Origin of the sequence: Siphonobacter sp. SORGH_AS_1065, assembly GCF_030818595.1 — a bacterium.
Lineage (GTDB): Bacteria > Bacteroidota > Bacteroidia > Cytophagales > Spirosomataceae > Siphonobacter.
Map to the genome: position 1 here is coordinate 2313116 of NZ_JAUTAM010000004.1, position 22377 is coordinate 2335492.

Genomic DNA, 22377 nt, shown 5'->3' on the forward strand with positions numbered 1-22377 from the left:
CAGACAATCATCCTTGTGACTATTAAATGAAGCATTCTATGCTATGTATTACCCGAAATAAATAATATTTGGTGAAAGATAAAAAACAGTAGTGATCAAGTAAAGAACATTCCATTAGGCGATAAGCTTAAAGCCGAAGATTATAGAGTCAGTCCTTAGTTCTAATTTCTGTTTATCCGAAACTTACAACACAGTCGTAAATGTCTAAGGAAATCTTCTGTGATCCTAAGCATTACAAATGCTTTTTCGCAAATCCTCGTTTTAAATACCATTTTTAGATAACCTTTAATGCCTGTCTTTTTTCTAAAATGTACAATAAGTCATATCTATGGTGTAAAGCTAGCATCAAAGTTAGGCGGCCAATCAGTTGAAGTTTGAGTGAGATCTAATCCAAGAATAGGCCGCTGTATGTAATAAATACCAGCTGAATTAGTTACTTGGATTGTCTAGTTTAAAGCCTATCTAGCCATATTTTTTTACCTGACACTATTTTATAAATTTATTTCAAAAGCTTTATTTTAAGTCTATCTATTAATCATACATGCTATACTAAGACAGTGTAATCATTTGTTAATTCTATTTTTTTACTTGGTTAACTGATTGAATTTCAGTTCTTATTAGGTCCAGAATTTGATGGCTAGATCCAATGAAAAGTGTCTTTGCTAAGTTGCTTTCTCAAGCTTTTTTAAAAAAATAAATTTTAATTGGTTGTTCAGAAAAAACAAATTAGAATTGCATTAAAATCTAATGATTCCACCGCCTAACGCTTATGAAACTTCTGTACCTTTTACCCTTCCATTGTTTCGGTATCCACTGATCTTTCAATCGGAACTTTCTCTTTTTATAAGCAAGCTAGTGTATGCTAGTTTGCCAGGGTATGCTTTGCTTTACTTGAGGTATATCTGATCAGTTATTGCCCATTGCCTGACCACCTACCTGTCCATCATTATGGATGCGAAATCCTATTGTCGTATAGTTTTATACGTTAGTTTATTTTCCCTGTTTTTTACTCTTCACCTAGGAGCTCAGAGCACGGATCAGAACTTCATTTTATCCCGTACTTATAAAACTCGCCAAACGTCTCTGGCTACGAACGTGAAAGAGGCGAGTCAACAAGTGCAATACCTGGACGGCTTAGGCAGACCCCTGCAAAGCATTTCCATTCAGGCCAGTCCCCTCATGGGCAGTTCGGCTCCCCAGGATATTATTTCGCATATCGAATACGATGCCCTGGGCCGGGTTAGTAAATCCTACCTGCCTTATCCAGCGTATGGGAATGGCAGCTATCAAAGTGGAGCAGCCGATGCAGCCAATGCCTTTTATAACTCCTCGAACTTCAATTACCCTAATACTCGAGGCTTTAAGCAAACGGAATATGAAGCCTCGTCGCTGAATCGTCCGCTCAAGCAGTATGCGGGAGGCAGCAGTACTGCCGTAAACATTAGCTATCAAACGAATGCGGCTAGTGAAGTTAATTTCTATACGGTTAGCCTGAGCAGTAGTGAGGATACGCCTCCTAGCTTAGGGCAAAATGGAACCTATGCGGCCAGTGCTCTTTCTTACACGGAGACGACGGATGAGGATGGAAACAAGGCGAGAGAATACAAGGATAAAGCTGGACGGGTGATCCTGAAACGGGTATACGCCAATGAAACGTTAGATACCTATTACGTGTACAATAGCTTAGGTCAGTTGAGCTTCGTGTTGCAACCCCAGTATCAGGTTACGCAGGATGTCAACTTATTTGCCTTCCGTTATACGTATAACAAGAAGGGGTTGCTGAGTCGGAAACTGATTCCGGGGGGTGGGGAAACCAGCCTTACTTACAATGAGCGGGATCTGCTGGCTACGAGCACGGATGCCCGGGGTCGTACGACGTATTACCTCTATGACGGGCTTAATCGTCCCCTGGAAACGGGGGAGGTGATTGGCGGTACTCAGGTTCCCCTGACTCGCACGCGTTATGACAGTTATCCTACTTCGACAAGTTTAGAACAATATAGCCAGCCTGGTTTCGAGTCCTATGCGGGCAGTAGTGCGACGACAGCTACGCAGGGACTAGTGACGGTGACGGCTACGCGTATTCTACAGGCGGAATCCAATCAGCCCAGTAGCAAATGGTATTTTACTACGCACTACTACAACGATCGTCAACAGCTCATCGAGACTATTCGCGATTTGTACGATTTTTCGGGGAATGCCAAAGAGGTGCATGCCCGTCAGCTTCGCTTTGACGGGCACGTGCTGGCTGAGTTAGTAAAGCAGAATCCTCCCTCGGGTAAGCACAGCGTAGAGAAGTTCTACAGCTACGATCAGGCGGACCGGCTGCTGTCGACGCGTTACGTGGTGAAAAAAGGAGATGTTCTGCAAAAAGACGTAACGCTGGCGGCCCACCGCTACGATGGCATCGGTCAGCTTCAGCAAACGTTTTTACACTCGGTGAATGCGACGCAGTTTCGCGAGCAGTTAGACTACAAATATACGCCCCGAACGTTTTTAAGTACGATCCTGGGTAAAAGCAGTGGGGGGGACAACTTTGGCATTGATCTGCGTTATGATCAGGTGAGTTCGGACGCTACGGCTCAGAAAAACGGGAACATTGCCCAGTTGCTCTGGAAGAAGAATGCCAATGACTGGACGGGTTTCAGCTATACGTATGATGGAGCTAATCGGCTGAAAACGGCGGTAGGGGTAGGGGACATTGGTTCCATCAAGGCGTATACGTATCGAGAGACGATATCCTCGTATGATCGCAATGGTAATATTAACGGCCTGAGTCGTTGGGGAGAAGGGAGTCAGTGGGATGATCTCACGTATACTTATATTGGCAACCGTTTAAGCAAGATCTATGATGCTACTACGGGCAGTGATAAAGCGAAAAGGCTTTGACAATGGCACTACCGTGAATAACACAGACTATAGTTATGATGCGGCAGGGAACTTGATTCAGGATGCCAACCGGGGCATTGCGGCTGAGGGGATCAAATATAACCTGTTGAATCTGATTGGCTCCATTCAGCTGGACAGCTTGCTCACCTACGATTACGACGCTTCAGGAACCAAAGTAAGAATGACCCGAGGGGGCGTGTACCACACGCGGTATGCAGGTATTTTTGAATACGATGAAAATAATTTTCTGACGCGGATCGCTACGGAGGAAGGGCAGATCAGGGTAAGCAATGGGGGTAATAACTACGCCGTGGAGTACTACCTCAAGGACCATTTGGGCAACGTACGGGTGGTGCTGGATGAGAATGGCAACAAAGTGCAGGAGACGGAGTACTTTGCTTTTGGGCTAGCGATCCCGAAAACCATCGGCTCAAATAAGTATCTTTACAATGGCAAGGAGTTACAGCCGAAAACGGGTTTTTTAGATTATGGAGCTCGGCAGTATGATGCAGCTATTGGACGATGGATAAGCTTTGATCCTTTGAGTGAGAAAATGCCAAGTTGGTCTCCTTACTCTTTTTGCTTTGATAACCCAGTAAAATTCATTGATAAAGACGGACGAATACCTTACCCAATTACGATTCGGGCATTCGCACCATTTAAAGAGTTTGGTTTTGGTTTTCATGGCGATGGTCGTAGTTATTCAACAAGTTCAGATGCTACTGCAAGAATGCACCAAAGAATTAACTTTGATACTGATAAAACAAGTATTTCTACAAAAGCATGGAGTTCCCCTACATACATGGCATCAGACCCAAGTGGTGCAAAGACTGCTACCCCATCAGTAGAATTTACAAAAGACTTCTCAATTAGCCAAAAAGGAAATTCTAAAACTTTTGGATTTGCGACAAGTGCAGCAGCAGCTAATCCAAAAACACCAACAGGTACACCTGACATAAACGTATTTTCAGATTTTTCAGTTACAGAAAATAAGAAAGCAGGTACATTGTCTATTAGTGGAAAACTTACAGGCGACAATTTCCCAAGTACAGAAGCATTTGTAACAGACCCAAGCGGTAATAACTTATTTTTAGGAGTTGGGCAAATTGATGCGGGAGTTGGTCGAAATACAGGACCATTTACTGAACTACCAGGAGAAAATCGTACAAATCCAATTACGAGTTTTAATATAACAATTACAACCGATAAAAAAGGGAACTTTACAGGTGTTCAGTCAGGTGGTACAACTTACAGCATTTCAGACTGGAATAAAAAATATTCAAATACTCAACCTCAAAGACAAGAATAATGAAAATATATATTAGTTATTTTTCGACCGCATTTTTCAATTTTTGGCTAATTGCCTTTTATTTGGGATTTTCCGCAGGATTTGCTAGTTACATACCTATATTGGCACTTTTAGGAGCTATACTTTTATTTATAGTAGCTATTCCGATTCTAATTTACAATTCTCGAAGTGGTGTTATTGCAGGTTTACTCGCTTGTTTAATGCTTTTAGCTTATGGTATGTCTACATTTTTAGGAGTTATTGAAGATGGTGTATTTAATTGGGGCATACTTATTCTAACCCCTTTTGTTTTAACTTTAATAAGCATTTATCTTTCTCTTAATGTTTTAGTGGGCAAAAAACAAGTTCCAAACATTCCGAAAGATAAAATTATACGACTCATACTTTCAAGCGTTCCGACTGCATTATTTATACTTTATCTTATTTTTTACGGTGAATTTTGGAATATAAACGAGTTTAAAATTTAGCAAAAAAGCCCGAGCAATCGTTCGTTCCAAGTGGCGTCCTTAGGACGAACACTTGGAACGAACGATTGTAAAAGCGTAACTCAACAATTCGTCTACCTAACTATCCAAGGCAAATCATCTTATGAAAGCACCTGTACTAAGAAGCCTTTTAACGATCGCGAGCGGTTCTTTGTCAGCTCAGGTAAGTGGTTGGGTGTATGAAGATATTAATGCCAATTGGACAGTTCAATGCTTTTGAGTCTAGTAAAATAGGCATAGTTATTAAAGCCTTATCAATTCAAGTAACGTAAAAAGACTTGTGCTATTCAAGAGTTAGTAAAACGTAAATACTATGCGATTAAAATACTTTTTGATCATCCTTTCATTGATTCAGGCCTTAAATTCTTTTTCTCAAAAGCCTGAGGTAATTCCTCCGTCCCCTAACGTGGCAAGTTTTGCAAAGTATGGAGACATTCCCGTTAACTTAAGCACTGGGCAGGTGGGCTTGCAAATTCCCATTTATACGATTCAGGAGAAAGGATTGACCTGGCCCCTATACCTATCGTATTCCTATACGGGCTATCGTCCTTCTGAAGAAGCCAGCTGGGTCGGTAGAGGATGGGCTTTGTCTGGAGGCGTTGTAACAAGAATGGTTAGAGGATTACCCGATGAATCACTGAACAATGGTTACCTTTACACGTATGGTATGGTTAAAAATATTGTTGAATTGCATCAAAACAATGAAGATACTAATTTTTTCTTGCGAGAAGAAGTACCTGCAGGAGTTAAGGATGCAGAACCAGACCTTTTCACTTTTTCTTTTGCTTCGTACAGTGGTAAGTTTAGTTTTGGTTCGGATGGGTTAGTGCATGTGAGTTCAGACAAACCGATTAAAATTACCTATGAAATATCTGGACAGCCTTTAGATGCTGCCTACGCACTCATTAGCCGATCCATAACGAAATGGACGTTCACGGTTGAAGATGGGACGCAATATATTTTCTATGACGCTGAATATGGTTGGAGTGAATCTCCACTAGGAACGAATAATATCAAAAATAGTAAGTCTATTACTTCCTGGCATATTTCCAAAATAAAAAGTACTAATGGGAATATCGTAAGTTTTAATTATACCACTCCTTCAGATGATTATAAAAGAATACAGTGTAGTTATACGCAAAGGAAGATATCATCACTTCCTAGCACTTCCTGTGCGTCTACTGCGTCTACTTTAGATTATGATGGTATACAGTTTAATTATTCGGCGGAACGATATCTTTCATCCATAGAAAGTTCTACTGTAAAAATTAGTTTTAATTCTACTCTTCAAAGCAAATTGTTCAACGGAAGTACTAGTTACTTTCGGAAACTCAATGCCATACAAATTGCCTCTAACATAGGCACTAGTATACCTATCAAAAATTTTAGTTTTAATTATGATTCTGAAGGTCTGGATTTGTTAACAACTTTTCAGGAAAGTGGAGCAAATCCATATGTATTCTCATATGAATCATTAAATAAGCTTGGGACAACCAGAGCTGTTGACTACTGGGGATATTACAATGGTCCCGAACAAAATAGTTTGATTACTTACGGGGACATTATTTCCAATCGAGAGCCCTCTTATATCCATACTCTCATGGGAGCACTCAAAAAGGTGCAATACCCAATGGGAGGGTCATCAAGTTTCGAATATGAGCTTAATACCGCTAGTTATAAACAAGCTACAGTTAGTCCAAGAACTAGAACTGTTTACACAAATAAAGTTTTTGAATGGACTTATAATGGTCAAAGTCTAAACGTAAACAGTAGTAATAACTTTAGTCTATCTGTCACAACTAACTGTAAAATAACGTACTCATTGCGAGACAAAAATGGCAACAACCTTAGTATGTATCAAAGTTGTCAGGGTTTACCTAATTCCGATGTACTTTCCGCTGGTAATTATACAGCAGAAAACTTTATGAATAAGCATTGTCAGCTAGCTCCGTTTAATATGGGGGATGTACTTACGGCTACAGTTACGCTTATTACTACAGTAACTGATTTGATTTCTAATGTCGGCGGTCTGAGAATTAAAAAAATTACAGATTACGTAGGAGGCACTACTGTAGCTAAAGTAAAAGAGTATAACTATAATCGTTTTGATGCTAATAACCTATCTAGCGGAGCTGTGGCAGATTGGCCTATTTATTATTATACCGTATTATTTGACGTTCTATGCCCAGATCCGCTGCGGCCAGGTAAATCGTATGCAGAAAGGTATCAATTAAATATATGGAAGTCAGAACCGATTAACTCCATGGCGGTGACACCTATTCTATATTCTAATGTAGAAGAACGAACAGGTGATAGGGTTACTTCTTATACTTTTTTAAGTTACGAAAATGGCTACCCTGATTATTATGGATATACCTTGTTTGATCCCTCAGATGAACCTATTCGGGAACCGATACCAGGTCCTACAGAAAGCTACGAGTTTGCTCGTGGATTTAATACCTCTACTGTAACCAAAAATACAGCCGGGACTATATTGTTTAAGACAACGCATACCTACCCTACGGATAAAAATATAGTAACACTCCACCGAGCTCCGGGTATTTACATTGAAAATATAACAGGGTTACTATCAGGGGGGGAATTCAAAGTTTACGGGTTTAGCTCAAGAGCCTACAAAGTGCCATTAGGCTATATTCCAAAAACGAAAGAAGTCTCCGAAGACTATGGAGCGAATCCATAAGTCTTCGGGTTGAGGCTTGTTTCCATCGGAAAGATTGAAAAAAGCGTGGGTCATCCGTTCGTCTACCTAACCTAACTATTCAAGGTAAATCATCTTATGAAAGTACCTGTACTAATAAGCCTTTTAACGATCGCGAGTGGTTTTTTGTTAGCTCAGGTGAGTAGCCGGGCGTATGAGGAATATCAATAGTCAGTTGGATACCTTTGAGTCGGTCAAAGTGGGTAGTTTAGTCAAAGTCTACAGTCTGATTCAGGAGTTCGCAGTCCCAGTTGATGACTCAAAGCTGTAGTAATGAGCGTGGTCTGCCTATCGGGATTTGTTATAAAGACTTTAGTAGTTAAAAATCCTTAGAGCGTTTACGTCTAACTAGAACTATTCTCTCCCTTTCATTTTAAACTTATCAATATCTAAATACCATAAAAAACAAACGAGGCTTGAAAAAACTTCAAGCCTCGTTAAGAAAAGAGAAAATTACTTAATACTGTTCGGTCTGAGCAAAGAAGAAATTAGACTCAATTTCAGCGTTTTCATCTGAGTCAGATCCATGGATCGCATTGGCTTCCATCGATTTTGCAAATAATTTCCGGATGGTGCCTTCTTCTGCATTGGCAGGATTGGTGGCTCCAATCAGTTTACGGAAGTCAGCTACGGCGTTGTCTTTTTCCAGAATGATCGGAACGATAGGGCCAGAAGACATATACGCACACAAATCATTATAAAAAGGACGCTCGGCATGCACGGCATAGAACTTGCCCGCCAGCTCTTTCGTCAGCAGTGTTTTCTTCAAAGCAACAATACGAAATCCAGCTTCTTCAATTAGCTTGATGATTGCTCCGGTGTGACCATCGGCTGTGGCGTCAGGTTTAATCATCGTAAAGGTGCGGTTCTGTGCCATACTATTGAACAGGGTTAAAGAATTCAATTTAAAGTGGTGATGAAAAGAAGGGTAGATTCATGACCTGAAAAGCCTTGAATTTTACCATTATGGCCGCAATTTAGGGATACATTTTTACCAGAAGGCTAACCTACGCAGAAATGCAAAGGTTTTTGAACTGTTTTTCAATAACTTTGCCCGCCCAATAGACGGAAGACTTAGCAAAATGCGTTTGATAAAGAATTGATTCACAGAATATTGATGGATCAAATCGCTTCTTTCCAACGGTATGGGGATTCACGAACAGTAATCTTTACAAGCTGAAAACAAGCCTATGGGCCGTTTCAGTAAAGACTACGACTAAAAAATGAACGAATTGAGTATGAATCAGGATGCGTTGCAGGCTTTACAGACTTTGGTCGACACGCCACAACGGGTAGTTATCACCACTCATTATAATCCCGATGCCGACGCACTGGGTTCTTCGTTAGGCTGGGCTGGTTATCTGAAAAAGAAAGGGCACACAGTTAAGGTAATCACTCCGTCAGAGTCGCCAAGATTTCTTTCCTGGATGTCGGGTAATGAAGATGTTATTGAGTTTAGTCACCGAAACGCGGCCCTGGCGGCTCAGACCGTAGCGGCGGCAGACGTAATTTTTTGTCTGGACTTCAATGCTCTGGCTCGTTTGCACGATCTGGAGGCCATTATTCGCAATGCTACGGCTCCTAAGGTAATGATAGACCATCACTACCATCCCGAAGATTTTGCCATCATCGCTATTTCTGAACCCACCGCAGCGGCAACGGCTCAGATGATTTACCAGATCATTGGCGAACTGGGTGGAAAAGATCTGCTGGACGTAAGTATTGGCGAATGCTTATACGCCGGTTTGATGACGGATACGGGATCGTTTCGCCACCCCAGCACCAACCCAGCCGTTCACCGGATGGCTGCGGAGTTAATCGAGTTAGGCGTAAACACGAATCGCATTCACCGGCTGATTTTCGATAACAATTCCCTGACCCGAATGCAGTTTCTGGGGTACGTATTATCGCAAAAATTAATCGTATTACCTGAATACAAAGCTGCTTACGTTGCCCTGACGAACGAAGAGCTTAAACGCTTCAATTCCCAAACGGGCGATACGGAAGGGGTGGTTAACTATATCCTTTCGATTGAAAACGTGGTAATGGCTGTGTTACTCATTGAACGGGATCGCGAGGTTAAGTTATCATTCCGCTCCGTGGGCGACGTATTTGTGAATGAATTTGCCCGGAAGCATTTCAACGGTGGGGGACACCGCAATGCCGCTGGCGGACGTAGTCAGGATTCTCTGGAGGGAACGGTTAACCGATTGGTTTCCTTATTACCTGAAATTAAAGACCAGTTAGATCGGGAAATCTAACCAGTCTACCCCTGGCGGAGTTGAGGCTTTTTTTCTCCATTGTCTTCAATTCCGTACTTTTGTTTTTAAACTCTGAAATAGAATTAATTCTCATGCAAAAAAAACTCTGGATGCTGCCGGTTCTGGCTGCCACCACCCTGTGGTCCTGTAACCAATTTAAGGTCAGCGTCGCTGAAAATGGAGTAAAATACCAATTTCACGAACACGATGAAAAAGGTAAAGTAGCGAAAGATGGCGAAGTAATGACGTTCAACATGGTCGTGAAAACGGCTAGTGACTCTATCCTTCGCGATTCTCAAAAAGAAGGCCAGCCTTTGGTAATGCTGGCTCAGAAAGGCCCCTACAAAGGCAGTTTTGAAGATGGCATGAAAATGCTCGCTGCTGGTGACAGTGCTACGTTCTATATCAGTGTGGACTCCCTCTTCCGTGGAGCAAGTATGCAGGCTCCACCTCCATTTGCAAAACCCGGAACTGATTTTAAATTTCAGGTAAAGCTGCTGAAAATCGAAACCCAGGAAGCATTCCAGAAACGTGCCGAAGCCGAACGTGCGGCTCGTCCGAAGAAAGAAGAAGCGGATATTGCTGCTTACCTGGCAAAAAATAACCTTAAAAACGCGGTGAAGTTACCTTCAGGAGTGCAGTACGCCGTAACAACTCCCGGAACGGGCGTGGCTCCTGCCAAAGGTGATACGGTGAAAGTGTTCTACGCGGGTAAATTATTAAGCGGAAAAATATTTGACGAAAATCACAAAGAAGGCTTAACCTTCCCCGTGGGTGTGGGTCAGATGATTCCCGGTTTTGATGAGGCCGTTCAAAACCTGAAAAAAGGCGAAAAAGCTACCATCCTGATCCCTTCAACTCATGGGTACGGCGAGCAGGGTTCTCCAGGAGCCATTCCTCCAAACTCTATCCTTGTATTCGACGTACAAGTAATTGACATTAAAAAGGGTAAATTACCTGTTTAGTCACTGAATTTCGATTTTTCGACGAAACTTTTCAGGAATCTTCCAACCGAAAGACACCGCTTTGGTGTCTTTCATCGTTTACTAACAAAAATTGTGTCGCAATGAAATTCTATCTCCCTTTCGTATTGGCAGGAGCAAGTTTATTAGCAGGTTGCAAAGGAATTAACAATGAGGCCTCTGAGAAGCTTGATGAAAATGATAAACAAATTCAGGCTTATATCGCAAGTAACAATTTAGCTCCAACAAAGTCGCCTTCTGGTTTATATTATCAGTTAAAAAATACAATTCCTACCGCAAGGGCTCCTAAGGAAGCAGAACTGGTATCCTATACACGTGTAATTTCCCAATTGAACAACAAAGTAGTTGGTGATACTACCAACAAAATTTTCAAAGGCTATTTCGGTTACACGACTGGACCCTTAGCTGTCCACGAGGGCTTGTCTTACATGAAGGAAGGTGAGTCTAGCGTCCTTTTATCTCCTTACTCCATTGCGTTTGGGATGGATGCTATTAAAGATACGCTGGGTAACGTTCTTTTACCGGCTTATGCTCCCGTTCGGTTTGATCTTAAGCTTATAAAAACCCGTAATGAATCCGAACAGATTCAGGATTACATTGCAGAAAACAAGCTACAGGTGACAGGATCAACGACTGATAACCTGAATTACATCCGATTAAAAGAGGGAACAGGCTCCACTATTGCCGCAGGTAAAGCGGTAGTGGTGAAATATGTAGGAAAGCTTGTAACGGGTGCTGTGTTTGATAAAAGCGATTCTTTTTCCTTTACGGTAGGAGTAACTAGTTTGGTAAGTGGATTTACCCAAGGGGTACAAAAAATGAAAGTAGGAGAGAAAGCAATCATCATCTTCCCTTCTGCCTTGGGTTACGGTGTGAATGGCCGAAGAGATGGGTATGGTCAATACATCATTTACCCAAGTGTTCCATTAATATTCGAATTAGAGGTATTATCCGCTAATTAGCATTATGATTGATTAAAAAAAGGAACCCCCGACCTGAGCAGGTCGGGGGTTCCTTTTTTTAATTGAATTTTCTTCGAACAATCTCATAAAAATCGTCGGCCTCGTCGGCTACGTCCCGCCATTTGTACTGGGGAGCATAAACCCGATTCATCAAATCCTTGGCTTGATCGAAGCTCTGGGCTTTTTCCAGTTCATCAATGGCCTGATGGTAGGCGGTAGCGTCACCTTTAAAAAGCTGATTGATGAAAATGAATTTATGGTTCAGCGAAATGAAGCTATGAATGCTGGAAATGGGTCTATGCTGATACTGACTGCCCAGCGTTTCTGCTGGTTTTTCTTCCTTCAGTTTTTCATTAAGCATCGTCGGCTGCATCGAAAATTGATCGTTTACGCTGGCCGTCACGTCTTCGGCAGGGGTAATGGCCGGGGCCGTTGGAATTGCAGCGTAATCGGGAGCGGGCAGTGCCGTTTCCGGAGCTGAAGTAGTCGAAATGCTGGACGCAATAGAGTCAGGGCTGGATTCCGTACGGCTAATACCGGAAGTCGCTACGTAGTATTCATCTCTCGAAGGCGAAGACCCCGCTGTCGTTACTTCCACCTGATCAAAAAAGCTTTGATCCGATTCGGCTGGAATTTCTTTTTCGTACAACGATTGCTCATCAACGGGAAGAGTAGAAGCAAAAAGATCAAGGGTTGCCGGAATAGAATCCGGACGGCTGGCATCGGCGGTTAACTCCTGTACCCATTCAATGGCCCGTGCAGTATAAACGGCAGAATCGTTACCCAGCCGTTCGCTGAGGCCGCTGATAACTCCCTTGTGAAGTCGGTTATATTTCTGAAAAGCTTTCAGGTTTTCGGCTGTCAATCGAAAGTCAGGTAACTCACGTAACCAGCCTTCCAGGTATTCCTGCGGAGCCAGCAGAAACTCCAGACTTTCGTGTGTAGCCTTGGCCAGCAGTGGCTCCAGGTCTTTTTGCTGAACGGAAATATGCTTGGAAACAGTATTAAGAAAACTTTGCAGGGCCTTTTTTACTTCCTCACTTTCGAAATTGAAATAAGGACTACGGAAAGCCGTTGCGGTCTCTTTCCAGACGTCGTATAGATCCCGAACGACAAACAGATTCACTTGGGAAACCGGGCTTAACCGCAGGAGGGTATCTCCGTCAATCCGATCCCGATGAGCATACTGCTCTTTACAAAGCTGTGCCGCATACGCTTTAGCGTAGGTTTCAATGGCGGCAACGTCTAACTTCGGCATAAGGCTTTTACTGTTTTCTCTTCGAGGTAAAACGAAATATTCAATTTAAAAAGTAAGTATCTAAGGTAATTAAGTACGGAAAGTAATGTTTAGAAATCTAGAGAAACAAAAAATCCCCGTCAAATGACGAGGATTTTTTAAATTTTTAATGATTGATTAGCGTAAAGTGCCATCAATGCGGTACTGTTGTCCACTGGAAGGATCAATACCAATGATCCGTACGCGACCTCTGCGGTTCGCCAACAGGTCTCCGGCTTGTTTGGCATCCTTCACGGCCGTATCATCAATTTTCGTGATAATAAAACCAACGGGAACTTCCTGATATTCCATCCAGCCATCTGGCAGAACTTCTACGACTTTCGCTCCTCCGTTAATCCGGAATTTCGCTTTTTCGTTAGAGTTCACGTTATCCAGTTTCGCACCGATGGATTCTACCTGAACTAATGAAGTCACAGGGGATTTCACAATACCGGTGTTACCTTCCATGTTTTTTAGGGTAACGTTGAAGTCTTTCAACTGACCATCGCGGTTAACCGTTACCACTACCACGTCACCGGGTTTGTGCTGAGCACCTACCAGTTCAACCAGACGAGGCAGGTCACGCACTTCTTTACCGTCAATTTTAACGATTACGTCACCAATTTTCAGACCAGCAGCTTTGGCGGCACTGGCGTTGGCGTTTTCACCGAAACTACCGAAGTAGATACCGGAAGTGGCTTTCAGATCTTTCTGAGCGGCAAATTTTTCATCCACGGCTTGCATCTGAGAGATACCCAGGAAACCACGCTGAACATTACCGTATTTCAGCAGATCGCTGGCGACACGTTTCACCAGGTTCGAAGGAACGGCGAAGGAGTAACCTACATACGTTCCCGATTGACCACCGGCAATGGCCGTGTTGATACCAATCAGATCGCCTTTCGAATTGACAAGAGCACCACCGGAGTTACCAGGGTTTACGGCTGCATCCGTTTGAATAAAGGCTTCAATCGGGCTTTGAGCTTTGTCACGATCACCAATGATACCAATCGAACGACCTTTGGCACTAACAATACCAGCCGTTACGGTTGACTCCAGGTCGAAGGGGTTACCTACGGCCAGTACCCATTCTCCTACTTTAATATCGTCAGAGTTAGCAAAGGGCAGGTAAGGCAGGTTGTTAGGGATTTTATCACCCTGCAACTGAATAACAGCAATATCCGTGTTAGGGTCCGTACCGATCAGTTTTGCTTTGTAGGTGCGTTTATCGCTTAATACGACTTCCAGTTCGGAAGCATCGGCTACCACGTGGTTATTGGTGACAATGTATCCATCAGGGCTGATGATTACTCCAGAACCCGAAGAAATACCTTCCTGACGCTGCGGACGACGGCTACCTCCGCCGAAATCTTCATCACCGAAGAAATCGAAGAAGCTAGGCATCTGCCGCTGGCTTACCTGCCGAACGACTTTCGATTTAATATGCACTACCGCGGGCGTTGATTTATCCGCAGCTGAAACGAAATCACCGGGAATGCCGGCCATGTTCGTTGTGAACTTCGCGTTTGATCCTGAAGAGCTCGCCTCTGTGAAAATCACATCGCGACTCGATCCTAATCCTAATAAGTGGGCTCCTCCAAGGGTGATGCCACTACTCAAAACCCCTACAAGGGCTAGAGATTTCCAATTGCTGTTATTCATAGCTGTTAAACGTTGTTTGGAGAGGGAAATTCAAAAAATTTAGTTGAGTAACAGTGCTCCAAATCGATTCAACAAAAGTTTATACCAAAGTTTTGTAAGTACTTAGACTTGCTAACCTTAACGCAGTTTAGAGAAAATCTGTTGCGAAATTAGCGGCTTTAAGCTTTTTTAACAACAGAATGTGATGATAGGGGAATTGCAGGGCTGAAAGTTAAAAAAGCAGAGAGAATTATCAAACTCTCTCTGCTTTTCCTCACAATCCAACGGCACCATTTAAGGTTAGGCAATGGAAATTTCGCGGGGCTGAACTTTCGCTTCTTCTTTTTTAGGAAGCGTAATGTTCAGAATTCCATCGGTATAAGAAGCTTCGATTTTTTCGCCATCTACCGTTTTGGGTAACATGAACGAACGTTGGAAGCTGCTGTAGCTGAATTCCTTCCGGCTGTATTTTTCGGTAGTTTCTTCATTAGAACTTTCCTTTTTCACCGAAATCGACAGACGATTTTCGTGTACGCTGATTTTGAAATCTTCTTTTTTCAGACCGGGAGCGGCCAGTTCAATCTGAAAAGCACCTTCTACTTCTTTCACATTGACCGCAGGCAACGAATGAAACTCATCTTTCGTAGCTACGCCGTTGTAAGTCTTGAAAAAGTCGTCGTTAAAAAAACGATTAACTAAAGAAGGAAAAGCAGGTTGATTGAATTTAACGAGTGTCATGGCTATTCTTACGTTTTTATTGTTTTCGATAGTAACCGACGTATGAATTGTCGGACGCTCTACTTATTTAAACACTTGTGCCGAACGTAAAAAAAGTATTTATAATGACAAAATGACTTAAATTTTGATAGTCTAATTTTTATTAATGACAAAATGTCTCAAACTGCATTAAAATGTCATTTCATTGAAGAATAGCCCGAACAACCTCCCGCTTTCGTCCCGGTCCTGGATGTTTTTCAATGCGAAAACCAGCCGCTTGTAAGGCCCGCCGAACATCTCCTTTCGAGCAATAGGTTGTTAATACGCTGCCCGCATGTAATCGCTGAGCTAAACCTGCAAAGATTTCAGGTGTCCACAATTCAGGCTGGGAGTTAGGGGCGAAGGCGTCGTAATAAACCAAATCGTAAGGTTCGTCCTGAACCTCTTTTTGAATAAAATCCTGAATGGTTGTATGTAATTTGTAAAGCGTAAAATTCGGCTGGATCGTTACCGCTTCGTTCCAGGGAGCCTGATGAAGCGTTTGCAAGGCCGCCGAATGCATAAAGTCATCGTAATTCAGCTTTTGATATTCTTCTGCACTAACCGGATACGCCTCCAGACTGGTATAATGCACCGGAATGTTTTCTTCCTGAGCTTTTAATAAGGTTAGTAAGGCATTAAAGCCAGTACCAAAGCCCATTTCCAGAATGCGTAACGAGCTTTTACCAGAGGCTTTCATATAATCGAAACCCAATTCCAGAAAAATGCGGCGAGATTCTTCAAATGCCCCGGAAACGGAATGATACCATTGATTAAATCGAGCGGAGTATAACGTATGGCTCCCATCTTTAGTCACGACCAATTCATTCGAAAATGCTGGATTTTCCTTAGCGTCCTCTTCATTCTTCCAAGTTCTTTCGTTCATCATTTCTTTTTCTTCAGGGTGTTCTACAGTTTCGCCCGTCCTTTTTATAATTGATCGACGTTTAACAGCTACTTTTTGAATGGATTAAAAGCAGGACAGTGGCAGTGTGGGTTTTCTCCAACTGATCTTTTGTCCGGTCTTTCACCCAAAACTTATCATAACTACTCAGTCATGTTGCTCTCCCGCGAAAATTTGTCTCAAATTTCGGCATCGTCCGTACCGGTTCAATTGCCAGATCCCTCCGTTTTTGAATTGCCCGAACGCATTTTGCAATTCGGTACCGGCGTTTTACTACGTGGTTTATGCGATTATTTCGTTGACAAAGCCAACCGCCAGGGCGTATTCAACGGTCGGATTGTCGTTGTTAAATCCACAGGAACAGATACGTCTGAATTTGATCAGCAGGATCAGTTGTTCACGCAGGCCATTCGTGGGTTGGATGAAAACGGTCAGCCCATTGAAGAGTATATTATTAACGCCAGCATTTCCCGGACGCTGGCTGCTCCCAGCCAGTGGGATGCCATCGTTGCCTGTGCATCCAACCCAGATATGCAGATTGTCATTTCCAATACAACGGAAATTGGTATTCAGCTTGATGAGAATGAAAATCTTCAGGCATCGCCGCCGCAATCCTTTCCCGGTAAATTAACCGCCTTTTTATACGCTCGCTGGAAAGCCTTCGAAGGAGCCGCCGATAAAGGAATGGTAATTGTTCCAACGGAATTGGTACCCGATAATGGCACGAACCTTCGCAAAATCGTGCTGGAGCTAGCCAAACGGGGTCAGTTAGAAACAGAGTTTATCCAATGGCTGGAAACAGCTAACGCGTTCTGTAATTCCCTGGTAGACCGCATTGTTCCGGGCAAACCTAATGCCACCGATCAGGCTGATTATGAACAGAAACTGGGTTATCAGGATCACTTACTCTGTGTATCGGAAGTATACCGTCTTTGGGCCATTGAAGGCGACGAGAAAGTGAAAAGCGTACTAAGCTTCGACGAGGCGGATTGTGACGAAACTAATGCTCTGGGCGTAATTATTAAACCAGATATTGATCGATATCGTGAGCTAAAACTTCGCTTACTGAACGGTTCGCATTCTTTAACCTGCGGATTGAATTTCCTGGCGGGTAAAAATGCCGTTCGTGAAAGCATGGCGGATCCCGTTTCGGCTCGTTATGTGAAAGAGTTAATGTTTGAGGAACTGGCTCCCGCCATTCCGTATGACATTGACTTGGAAACAGCTCGTACGTACGGAGCCAGCTTGTTGAATCGATTTGCGAACCCATTTCTGGAACATAAGTTACTCAGCATTACGTTGTATTATACCTCTAAGATGAAAACACGTAACGTACCGCTATTGCTGAAACATTACCAGCAGGTAGGCACCGCTCCCGAGCGTTTTGCTCTGGGTTTTGCGGCGTATGTGTTATTCATGAAGGCCGTGAAGGAAGAAAATGGCAAATATTTCGGCGAACGTAACGGTGAGTCTTACCTTATTCAGGATGAGCCCGCAGGCTGGTATTTTGAGTGGTGGAACCGCCAAGGTGATCTGTCAGAAGTATTAAGCAATCAGGATTTCTGGGGAACGGATCTGAATGCTTTACCCGGTTTTAACGAACGCGTTTCGTACTACATCGGTAAGCTCCAGGAGAGCCCTAAAGCTGCCTTTGAAGAGGCTCTGGCGTAGTTAATAAACTATCTGTTCTTTTTTAGATAATTTAGGGTAGCAATTCCTGAGATTTTTCTTTTAAAGGAAAGAATCTTTTTACCTCCATGCAGCAACGAGTATTAAAAGTCCACCCCGCAGATAACGTTATTGTAGCCCTCACTGACTTACAGAAGGGCGAAGTCATTACGTTCGAAGGCGTTGAGTATGAGCTGGTCGATGATATTGCGGCCAAACATAAATTTCTTACGGAAGACCGGGCCGTAGATGAAGACATTACGATGTACGGCGTACTGGTGGGTAAAGCCAAACAGTTTATTCCCCGGGGCGGTTTGATGCACACGTTCAATACCCGGCATGCCTCTGAAGACTTCGGTTTAGGCTCGCGAAAGCTGGACTGGGAGAAGCCGGATACGTCTAAATTCAAACAGCGGACCTTCATGGGTTACCCACGTCAGGATGGCAGCGTCGGGACGGGTAACTACTGGATTGTATTGCCTATGGTTTTCTGCGAAACGCGGAACCTGGAAGTAATGCGGGAAGCTCTCGTCGATTCGCTGGGATATGGGAAAAACCAAACCTGGAAAGACCAGACCGAGCAGTTAATCAACCTGTATCGTTCGGGTAAATCCGTAGCCGAAATTCTGGAAGCTGATTTAGCGATTGAAGAGGAAGTGGGTACGCCTACTCGCTTGTTCCCGAACGTAGATGGCGTGAAATTTCTCAATCATGAAATGGGCTGTGGCGGCACGCGTTCCGATGCTCAGGCTCTTTGCGGATTGCTGGCAGGTTATGCCACGCACCCGAATGTAGCCGGAGTTACAGTGTTGAGTCTGGGTTGTCAGAATGCTCAGGTATCCATTCTGAAGGAAGAAATTGCCAAACGCGATCCTAATTTTGCCAAACCGCTGTACGTATTTGAGCAGCAGGAAATTGGTTCTGAAGAAAAACTCGTGGCTGGAGCTATCAAGCAAACCTTCGCAGGTCTGATTGAAGCGAATAAAATTGAACGTCAGCCCACGCCACTTTCTAAATTAGTCATTGGTCTGGAATGTGGGGGCTCCGACGGATTCTCGGGTATTTCAGCCAACCCCGCCATCGGTCATACGTCAGATATTCTGGTATCATTAGGTGGAACCGTTATTCTGGCGGAATTCCCCGAGTTATGCGGTGTAGAACAGGAGTTATCGGATCGTTGCGTAGACGAAGAAACAGCCAAGCGTTTCAATTCTCTGATGAAAGTCTATAACTCTCGGGCCGAAGCGGTGGGTTCTGGTTTTTACATGAACCCTTCGCCGGGAAACATCAAAGACGGATTGATTACCGATGCCATCAAATCTGCCGGAGCAGCTAAAAAAGGAGGTACTTCGCCCGTAGTTGACGTACTGGACTATCCCGAAAAGGTAACGAAACCGGGGTTGAACCTGGTTTGTACGCCGGGTAACGATGTGGAAAGCACTACGGCTGAGGTCGCTTCGGGAGCAACGGTAGTTTTATTTACGACTGGATTGGGTACGCCCACGGGTAACCCCATTACACCGGTAATCAAACTTTCAACGAACACGAAGTTGTACAACAAAATGAACGATATTATCGACATTAACTGTGGTACGATTATCGATGGCGAAGAAGGCATTGAAGAAGCGGGCGAACGTATTCTGGATTATGTGATTCAGGTAGCGAGCGGAACCGTTACGCCTCATTCGGTACGTCTGGGTCAGGATGATTTCATCCCCTGGAAACGCGGCGTTTCGTTGTAATTGACTTTTTGAATTACCATAGATTCCTAAAGAATGAATGTTTCACCGACGTATTTCAACTTCAATCGGTAACTTTCACTCTTTAGGAATTTTTTTAAGTTAGGGGTGAAGCGATTACTGATACGTTAGTAGGTTTAACTCCGCAGTAGACTCCTATTCTTACTTCAAACTCGTTTTAGAAATTAATTCACCACTCTAAACCGAAAACTCTAAACGCATTATGCCTTTATTACAATCATTCCGCTGGTTCGGACCGAAAGATCCGGTTAAGTTGTCGGACATTCGTCAGGCTGGGGCCACCGGAATTGTATCCGCTTTACACGATGTTCCCAACGGTAAAGTCTGGACTTCGGAAGCTATTGAGTCTCGCAAAACCATTATTGAAGCTGCCGGATTAACCTGGGCAGTGGTAGAAAGCGTTCCCGTACATGAGCATATCAAACGGGGTATGCCCGATCGAGATCAGCTTATTGCCAATTACCAGCAAACCCTGCGAAATCTGGCTGAACATGGCATTAAAACGGTTTGTTACAATTTCATGCCCGTTCTCGACTGGACACGTACCGACTTGGCGTATGTCGTAGAAGATGGCTCCGAAGCCTTACGTTTTGATGCGGTAGCCTTTGCGGCTTTTGAGTTATTTATCCTGAAACGTCCGGCGGCAGAGGCAGAATATTCGGAGTCGTTTAAAGCACGGGCAGCGGCTTATTATCAAGCGATGAGCGAAAGTGAAAAAATGCAGCTCATTCGGAATATCATTGCCGGACTGCCCGGTTCGGAGGAAAGCTTTACGGTGGAGCAATTCCAGAAAGTACTGGATTATTATGCTGAAGTAGGGGACTTCGAGTTACGTCAAAACTTATATTACTTCCTGCGGGCGGTGGTTCCGGTAGCGGAAGAAGTGGGGATTAATCTCTGCATTCACCCCGATGATCCTCCACGTCCCATTCTGGGCTTGCCTCGTGTTCTAAGTACAGCAGATGACGTGCGGGAAATGTTTGCTGCGGTGGATTCTCCCGCCAATGGATTAACCTTTTGCACGGGTAGCTTCGGTGTGCGGGCGGATAATGATATGCCTGCCATGCTTCGGGAATTTGGTCCGCGAATTCATTTCTTCCATTTCAGAAGTGTGCATCGCGAAATTGATGAAGTACCCGAAACTTTCCACGAAGCCAATCACCTGGAAGGACATGCAGATATGTATGAGGTCATGAAAGCGGCTGTAGAGGAGATGCGACGCCGTGAAAAAGAAGGGCGTACGGACATTGATATTCCCATGCGTCCCGACCACGGCCACCGCATGCTGGACGATTTAAATCCTGAAAGACGCACTAATCCGGGTTATACCGCGATTGGTCGTTTAAGAGGCTTAGCCGAGTTACGCGGATTAGAACTAGGCATCAGTCAAAGTCTTTGAGTGTTCAGTTGTCGGTTAACTGTTTTCAGCTAAGGACTTGCTTATCGAGGATCTTTTTTCAGCATAAGTTCTCTTCCGCTGCCAGCGTGGTCCGGCCAGCTTTTCGCTGGCAGCAATAAGCGTCTCATTTTGTTACTAGCTAGTCCTAAAGTAGTGCTGCCAGCGAAAAGGCTGGCAGCGGTAGGATAGGCTATTCGGTAATGAAGTTGACAGGTTATCATTTTCAGTTGTGTCTTGCTTGCCGAGGATATTTTTTCAGAATAGGTTCTCTTCCGCTGGCAGCAATAAGCTTCTCGTTTTGTTACTAGGTAGTCCTAAAGTAGTGCTGCCAGCGAAAAGGCTGGCAGCGGCTAATAACTACTTCGGGTTACCTAGTGATCCAAATAGGAAACTTGTTACTACCTGCAAAAAACGCTAGCAGCGATACATACATAAAAGCCGCTTCCATTTCTTTGAAAGCGGCTTTTATCACCTATTCAGTTCAAAACTGACAACTGCAAACGGAAAACTAATTATTGGCCTTTGGTTTGTGCAGTTTCACGTCTTTCTGGTTATTGGAGTTGTTGTTACGTTCTTCCTTTACCCGGCTGTCCAGATTATCCTTGTTTTCGGGTTTATTGATATGGCTTTGGCCTCTGGGTGCTGTGTTCGTTTTCATAGTGATTATTGGGTTGATGTACGGATAAAGGTAAAAACAGCGTACCAAAGTGAGGAAGAAGTCCAATTTTTATGAATTTCTAATACAAACGGAAGCAAAGAGACGGGGTAAAGAACCCTGTATTTCTACAGATCAAAACCCGTAGCCTCAACCCTAAACGCTTAAAGTTTAAAAAAACTCAAAACCCAGAACTCAAAACCCTAAACTCTTTGACTAACTTGCGTGCCATTTAGCACCGATTGGCATCACAAACACATGAACTTTCCCGCAGACCTTCGCTACACTACCGAACACGAATGGATTAAGCTCGTAGACGGTAACGTAGCATTGATTGGTATCACCGATTATGCTCAAGATCAATTGGGCGACGTAGTTTTCGTTGAGGTGAATTCACTGAACGAAGAACTGGCTGCTAACGAAGTATTTGGCTCCGTAGAAGCTGTGAAAACGGTTTCTGACCTGTTTTTGCCCGTAGCTGGTAAAGTTCTGGAAGTGAACGAATCACTCAACGATAATCCAGATACGCTGAACTCTGATCCTTACGGTGAAGGCTGGATCATTAAGCTGGAAGTAAACGATCCCGCTGATCTGGATAACCTGATGGATGCGGCAACGTATCAGCAGTCTGTACATTAATAGAAACGAAATGGGAATGAAAGATGGTAATTTTTCATTCCGCCGTTTTCTCCATTAAAGATCCTGAGCAA

The 22377-nt window shown here is 43.6% G+C and carries 17 protein-coding genes; 11 read left to right on the plus strand and 6 right to left on the minus strand.

From position 1 onward, the window contains the following. Positions 1 to 948 precede the first annotated feature (948 nt). The 4 genes from QE390_RS10275 to QE390_RS10290 all read left to right on the plus strand — a co-directional run bounded on the left by QE390_RS10275 (position 949) and on the right by QE390_RS10290 (position 7384). Positions 949 to 2889 (plus strand): DUF6443 domain-containing protein, encoded by a 1941-nt coding sequence (locus QE390_RS10275; RefSeq protein ID WP_307142072.1) that lies wholly within the window; start codon positions 949 to 951, stop codon positions 2887 to 2889. Continuing rightward, the gene (locus tag QE390_RS10280) at positions 2849 to 4198 is read left to right on the plus strand and encodes an RHS repeat domain-containing protein (RefSeq protein ID WP_307142073.1); all 1350 of its coding nucleotides are present in this window, start codon (positions 2849 to 2851) and stop codon (positions 4196 to 4198) included. Before QE390_RS10275 ends, QE390_RS10280 begins: the two co-directional genes overlap by 41 nt. Next, positions 4198 to 4665 (plus strand): hypothetical protein, encoded by a 468-nt coding sequence (locus QE390_RS10285; RefSeq protein WP_307142074.1) that lies wholly within the window; start codon positions 4198 to 4200, stop codon positions 4663 to 4665. Before QE390_RS10280 ends, QE390_RS10285 begins: the two co-directional genes overlap by 1 nt. Positions 4666 to 4996: 331 nt before the next feature. Beyond that, on the plus strand, positions 4997 to 7384 hold the full coding sequence (locus QE390_RS10290; protein ID WP_307142075.1) for a hypothetical protein: 2388 nt from the start codon (positions 4997 to 4999) through the stop codon (positions 7382 to 7384). A 475-nt stretch (positions 7385 to 7859) separates the two neighbouring features. Here QE390_RS10290 and QE390_RS10295 read toward each other — a convergent pair whose 3' ends face one another. Beyond that, positions 7860 to 8279 carry a nucleoside-diphosphate kinase gene (locus QE390_RS10295; RefSeq protein ID WP_106635055.1) on the minus strand — a complete coding sequence of 140 codons (420 nt, stop codon included), beginning with the start codon at positions 8277 to 8279 and terminating at the stop codon, positions 7860 to 7862. Positions 8280 to 8625: 346 nt separating this feature from the next. Between QE390_RS10295 and QE390_RS10300 the strand changes: the two genes are divergently transcribed. The 3 genes from QE390_RS10300 (at position 8626) to QE390_RS10310 (ending at position 11608) form a co-directional block, all read left to right on the plus strand. Then, complete coding sequence (locus QE390_RS10300) at positions 8626 to 9663, plus strand: bifunctional oligoribonuclease/PAP phosphatase NrnA (RefSeq protein ID WP_106635056.1); 1038 nt, start codon at positions 8626 to 8628, stop codon at positions 9661 to 9663. A gap of 92 nt (positions 9664 to 9755) precedes the next feature. Further along, entirely contained in the window at positions 9756 to 10628 is an 873-nt protein-coding gene (locus tag QE390_RS10305; protein ID WP_307142076.1) for an FKBP-type peptidyl-prolyl cis-trans isomerase, read from the plus strand. Positions 10629 to 10729: 101 nt separating this feature from the next. Continuing rightward, entirely contained in the window at positions 10730 to 11608 is an 879-nt protein-coding gene (locus QE390_RS10310) for an FKBP-type peptidyl-prolyl cis-trans isomerase (RefSeq protein ID WP_307142077.1), read from the plus strand. A gap of 58 nt (positions 11609 to 11666) precedes the next feature. On the opposite strand, the gene QE390_RS10315 is transcribed toward QE390_RS10310, so the two are convergent. From QE390_RS10315 to mnmD, 4 genes are all read right to left on the minus strand, one after another. Next, complete coding sequence (locus tag QE390_RS10315) at positions 11667 to 12866, minus strand: hypothetical protein (protein WP_307142078.1); 1200 nt, start codon at positions 12864 to 12866, stop codon at positions 11667 to 11669. 156 nt (positions 12867 to 13022) lie between these two features. Further along, positions 13023 to 14546, minus strand: coding sequence for a trypsin-like peptidase domain-containing protein (locus tag QE390_RS10320; protein WP_106635060.1), 1524 nt, complete (start codon positions 14544 to 14546; stop codon positions 13023 to 13025). 279 nt (positions 14547 to 14825) lie between these two features. Further along, the gene (locus tag QE390_RS10325; RefSeq protein WP_106635061.1) at positions 14826 to 15263 is read right to left on the minus strand and encodes an Hsp20/alpha crystallin family protein; all 438 of its coding nucleotides are present in this window, start codon (positions 15261 to 15263) and stop codon (positions 14826 to 14828) included. A 181-nt stretch (positions 15264 to 15444) separates the two neighbouring features. Beyond that, entirely contained in the window at positions 15445 to 16170 is a 726-nt protein-coding gene (gene mnmD / locus QE390_RS10330; RefSeq protein WP_307142079.1) for a tRNA (5-methylaminomethyl-2-thiouridine)(34)-methyltransferase MnmD, read from the minus strand. Between the two features lie 168 nt (positions 16171 to 16338). On the opposite strand from mnmD, the gene QE390_RS10335 reads away from it, so the two are divergent. The 3 genes from QE390_RS10335 (at position 16339) to uxuA (ending at position 21012) form a co-directional block, all read left to right on the plus strand. Beyond that, positions 16339 to 17856: a tagaturonate reductase gene (locus QE390_RS10335; protein ID WP_307142080.1), complete on the plus strand. Its 1518-nt coding sequence runs from the start codon at positions 16339 to 16341 to the stop codon at positions 17854 to 17856. A gap of 86 nt (positions 17857 to 17942) precedes the next feature. Then, entirely contained in the window at positions 17943 to 19595 is a 1653-nt protein-coding gene (locus QE390_RS10340; RefSeq protein WP_106635063.1) for a UxaA family hydrolase, read from the plus strand. Between the two features lie 220 nt (positions 19596 to 19815). Further along, entirely contained in the window at positions 19816 to 21012 is a 1197-nt protein-coding gene (uxuA, locus tag QE390_RS10345; RefSeq protein ID WP_307142081.1) for a mannonate dehydratase, read from the plus strand. A 508-nt stretch (positions 21013 to 21520) separates the two neighbouring features. Here the strand turns inward: uxuA and QE390_RS10350 are convergent. Continuing rightward, positions 21521 to 21670: a hypothetical protein gene (locus QE390_RS10350; RefSeq protein WP_198555123.1), complete on the minus strand. Its 150-nt coding sequence runs from the start codon at positions 21668 to 21670 to the stop codon at positions 21521 to 21523. A 255-nt stretch (positions 21671 to 21925) separates the two neighbouring features. Here QE390_RS10350 and gcvH point away from each other — a divergent pair, with 255 nt between their 5' ends. Beyond that, positions 21926 to 22306, plus strand: a complete 381-nt coding sequence (gene gcvH, locus QE390_RS10355; protein WP_106635065.1) for a glycine cleavage system protein GcvH — start codon at positions 21926 to 21928, stop codon at positions 22304 to 22306. Positions 22307 to 22377 lie beyond the last annotated feature (71 nt).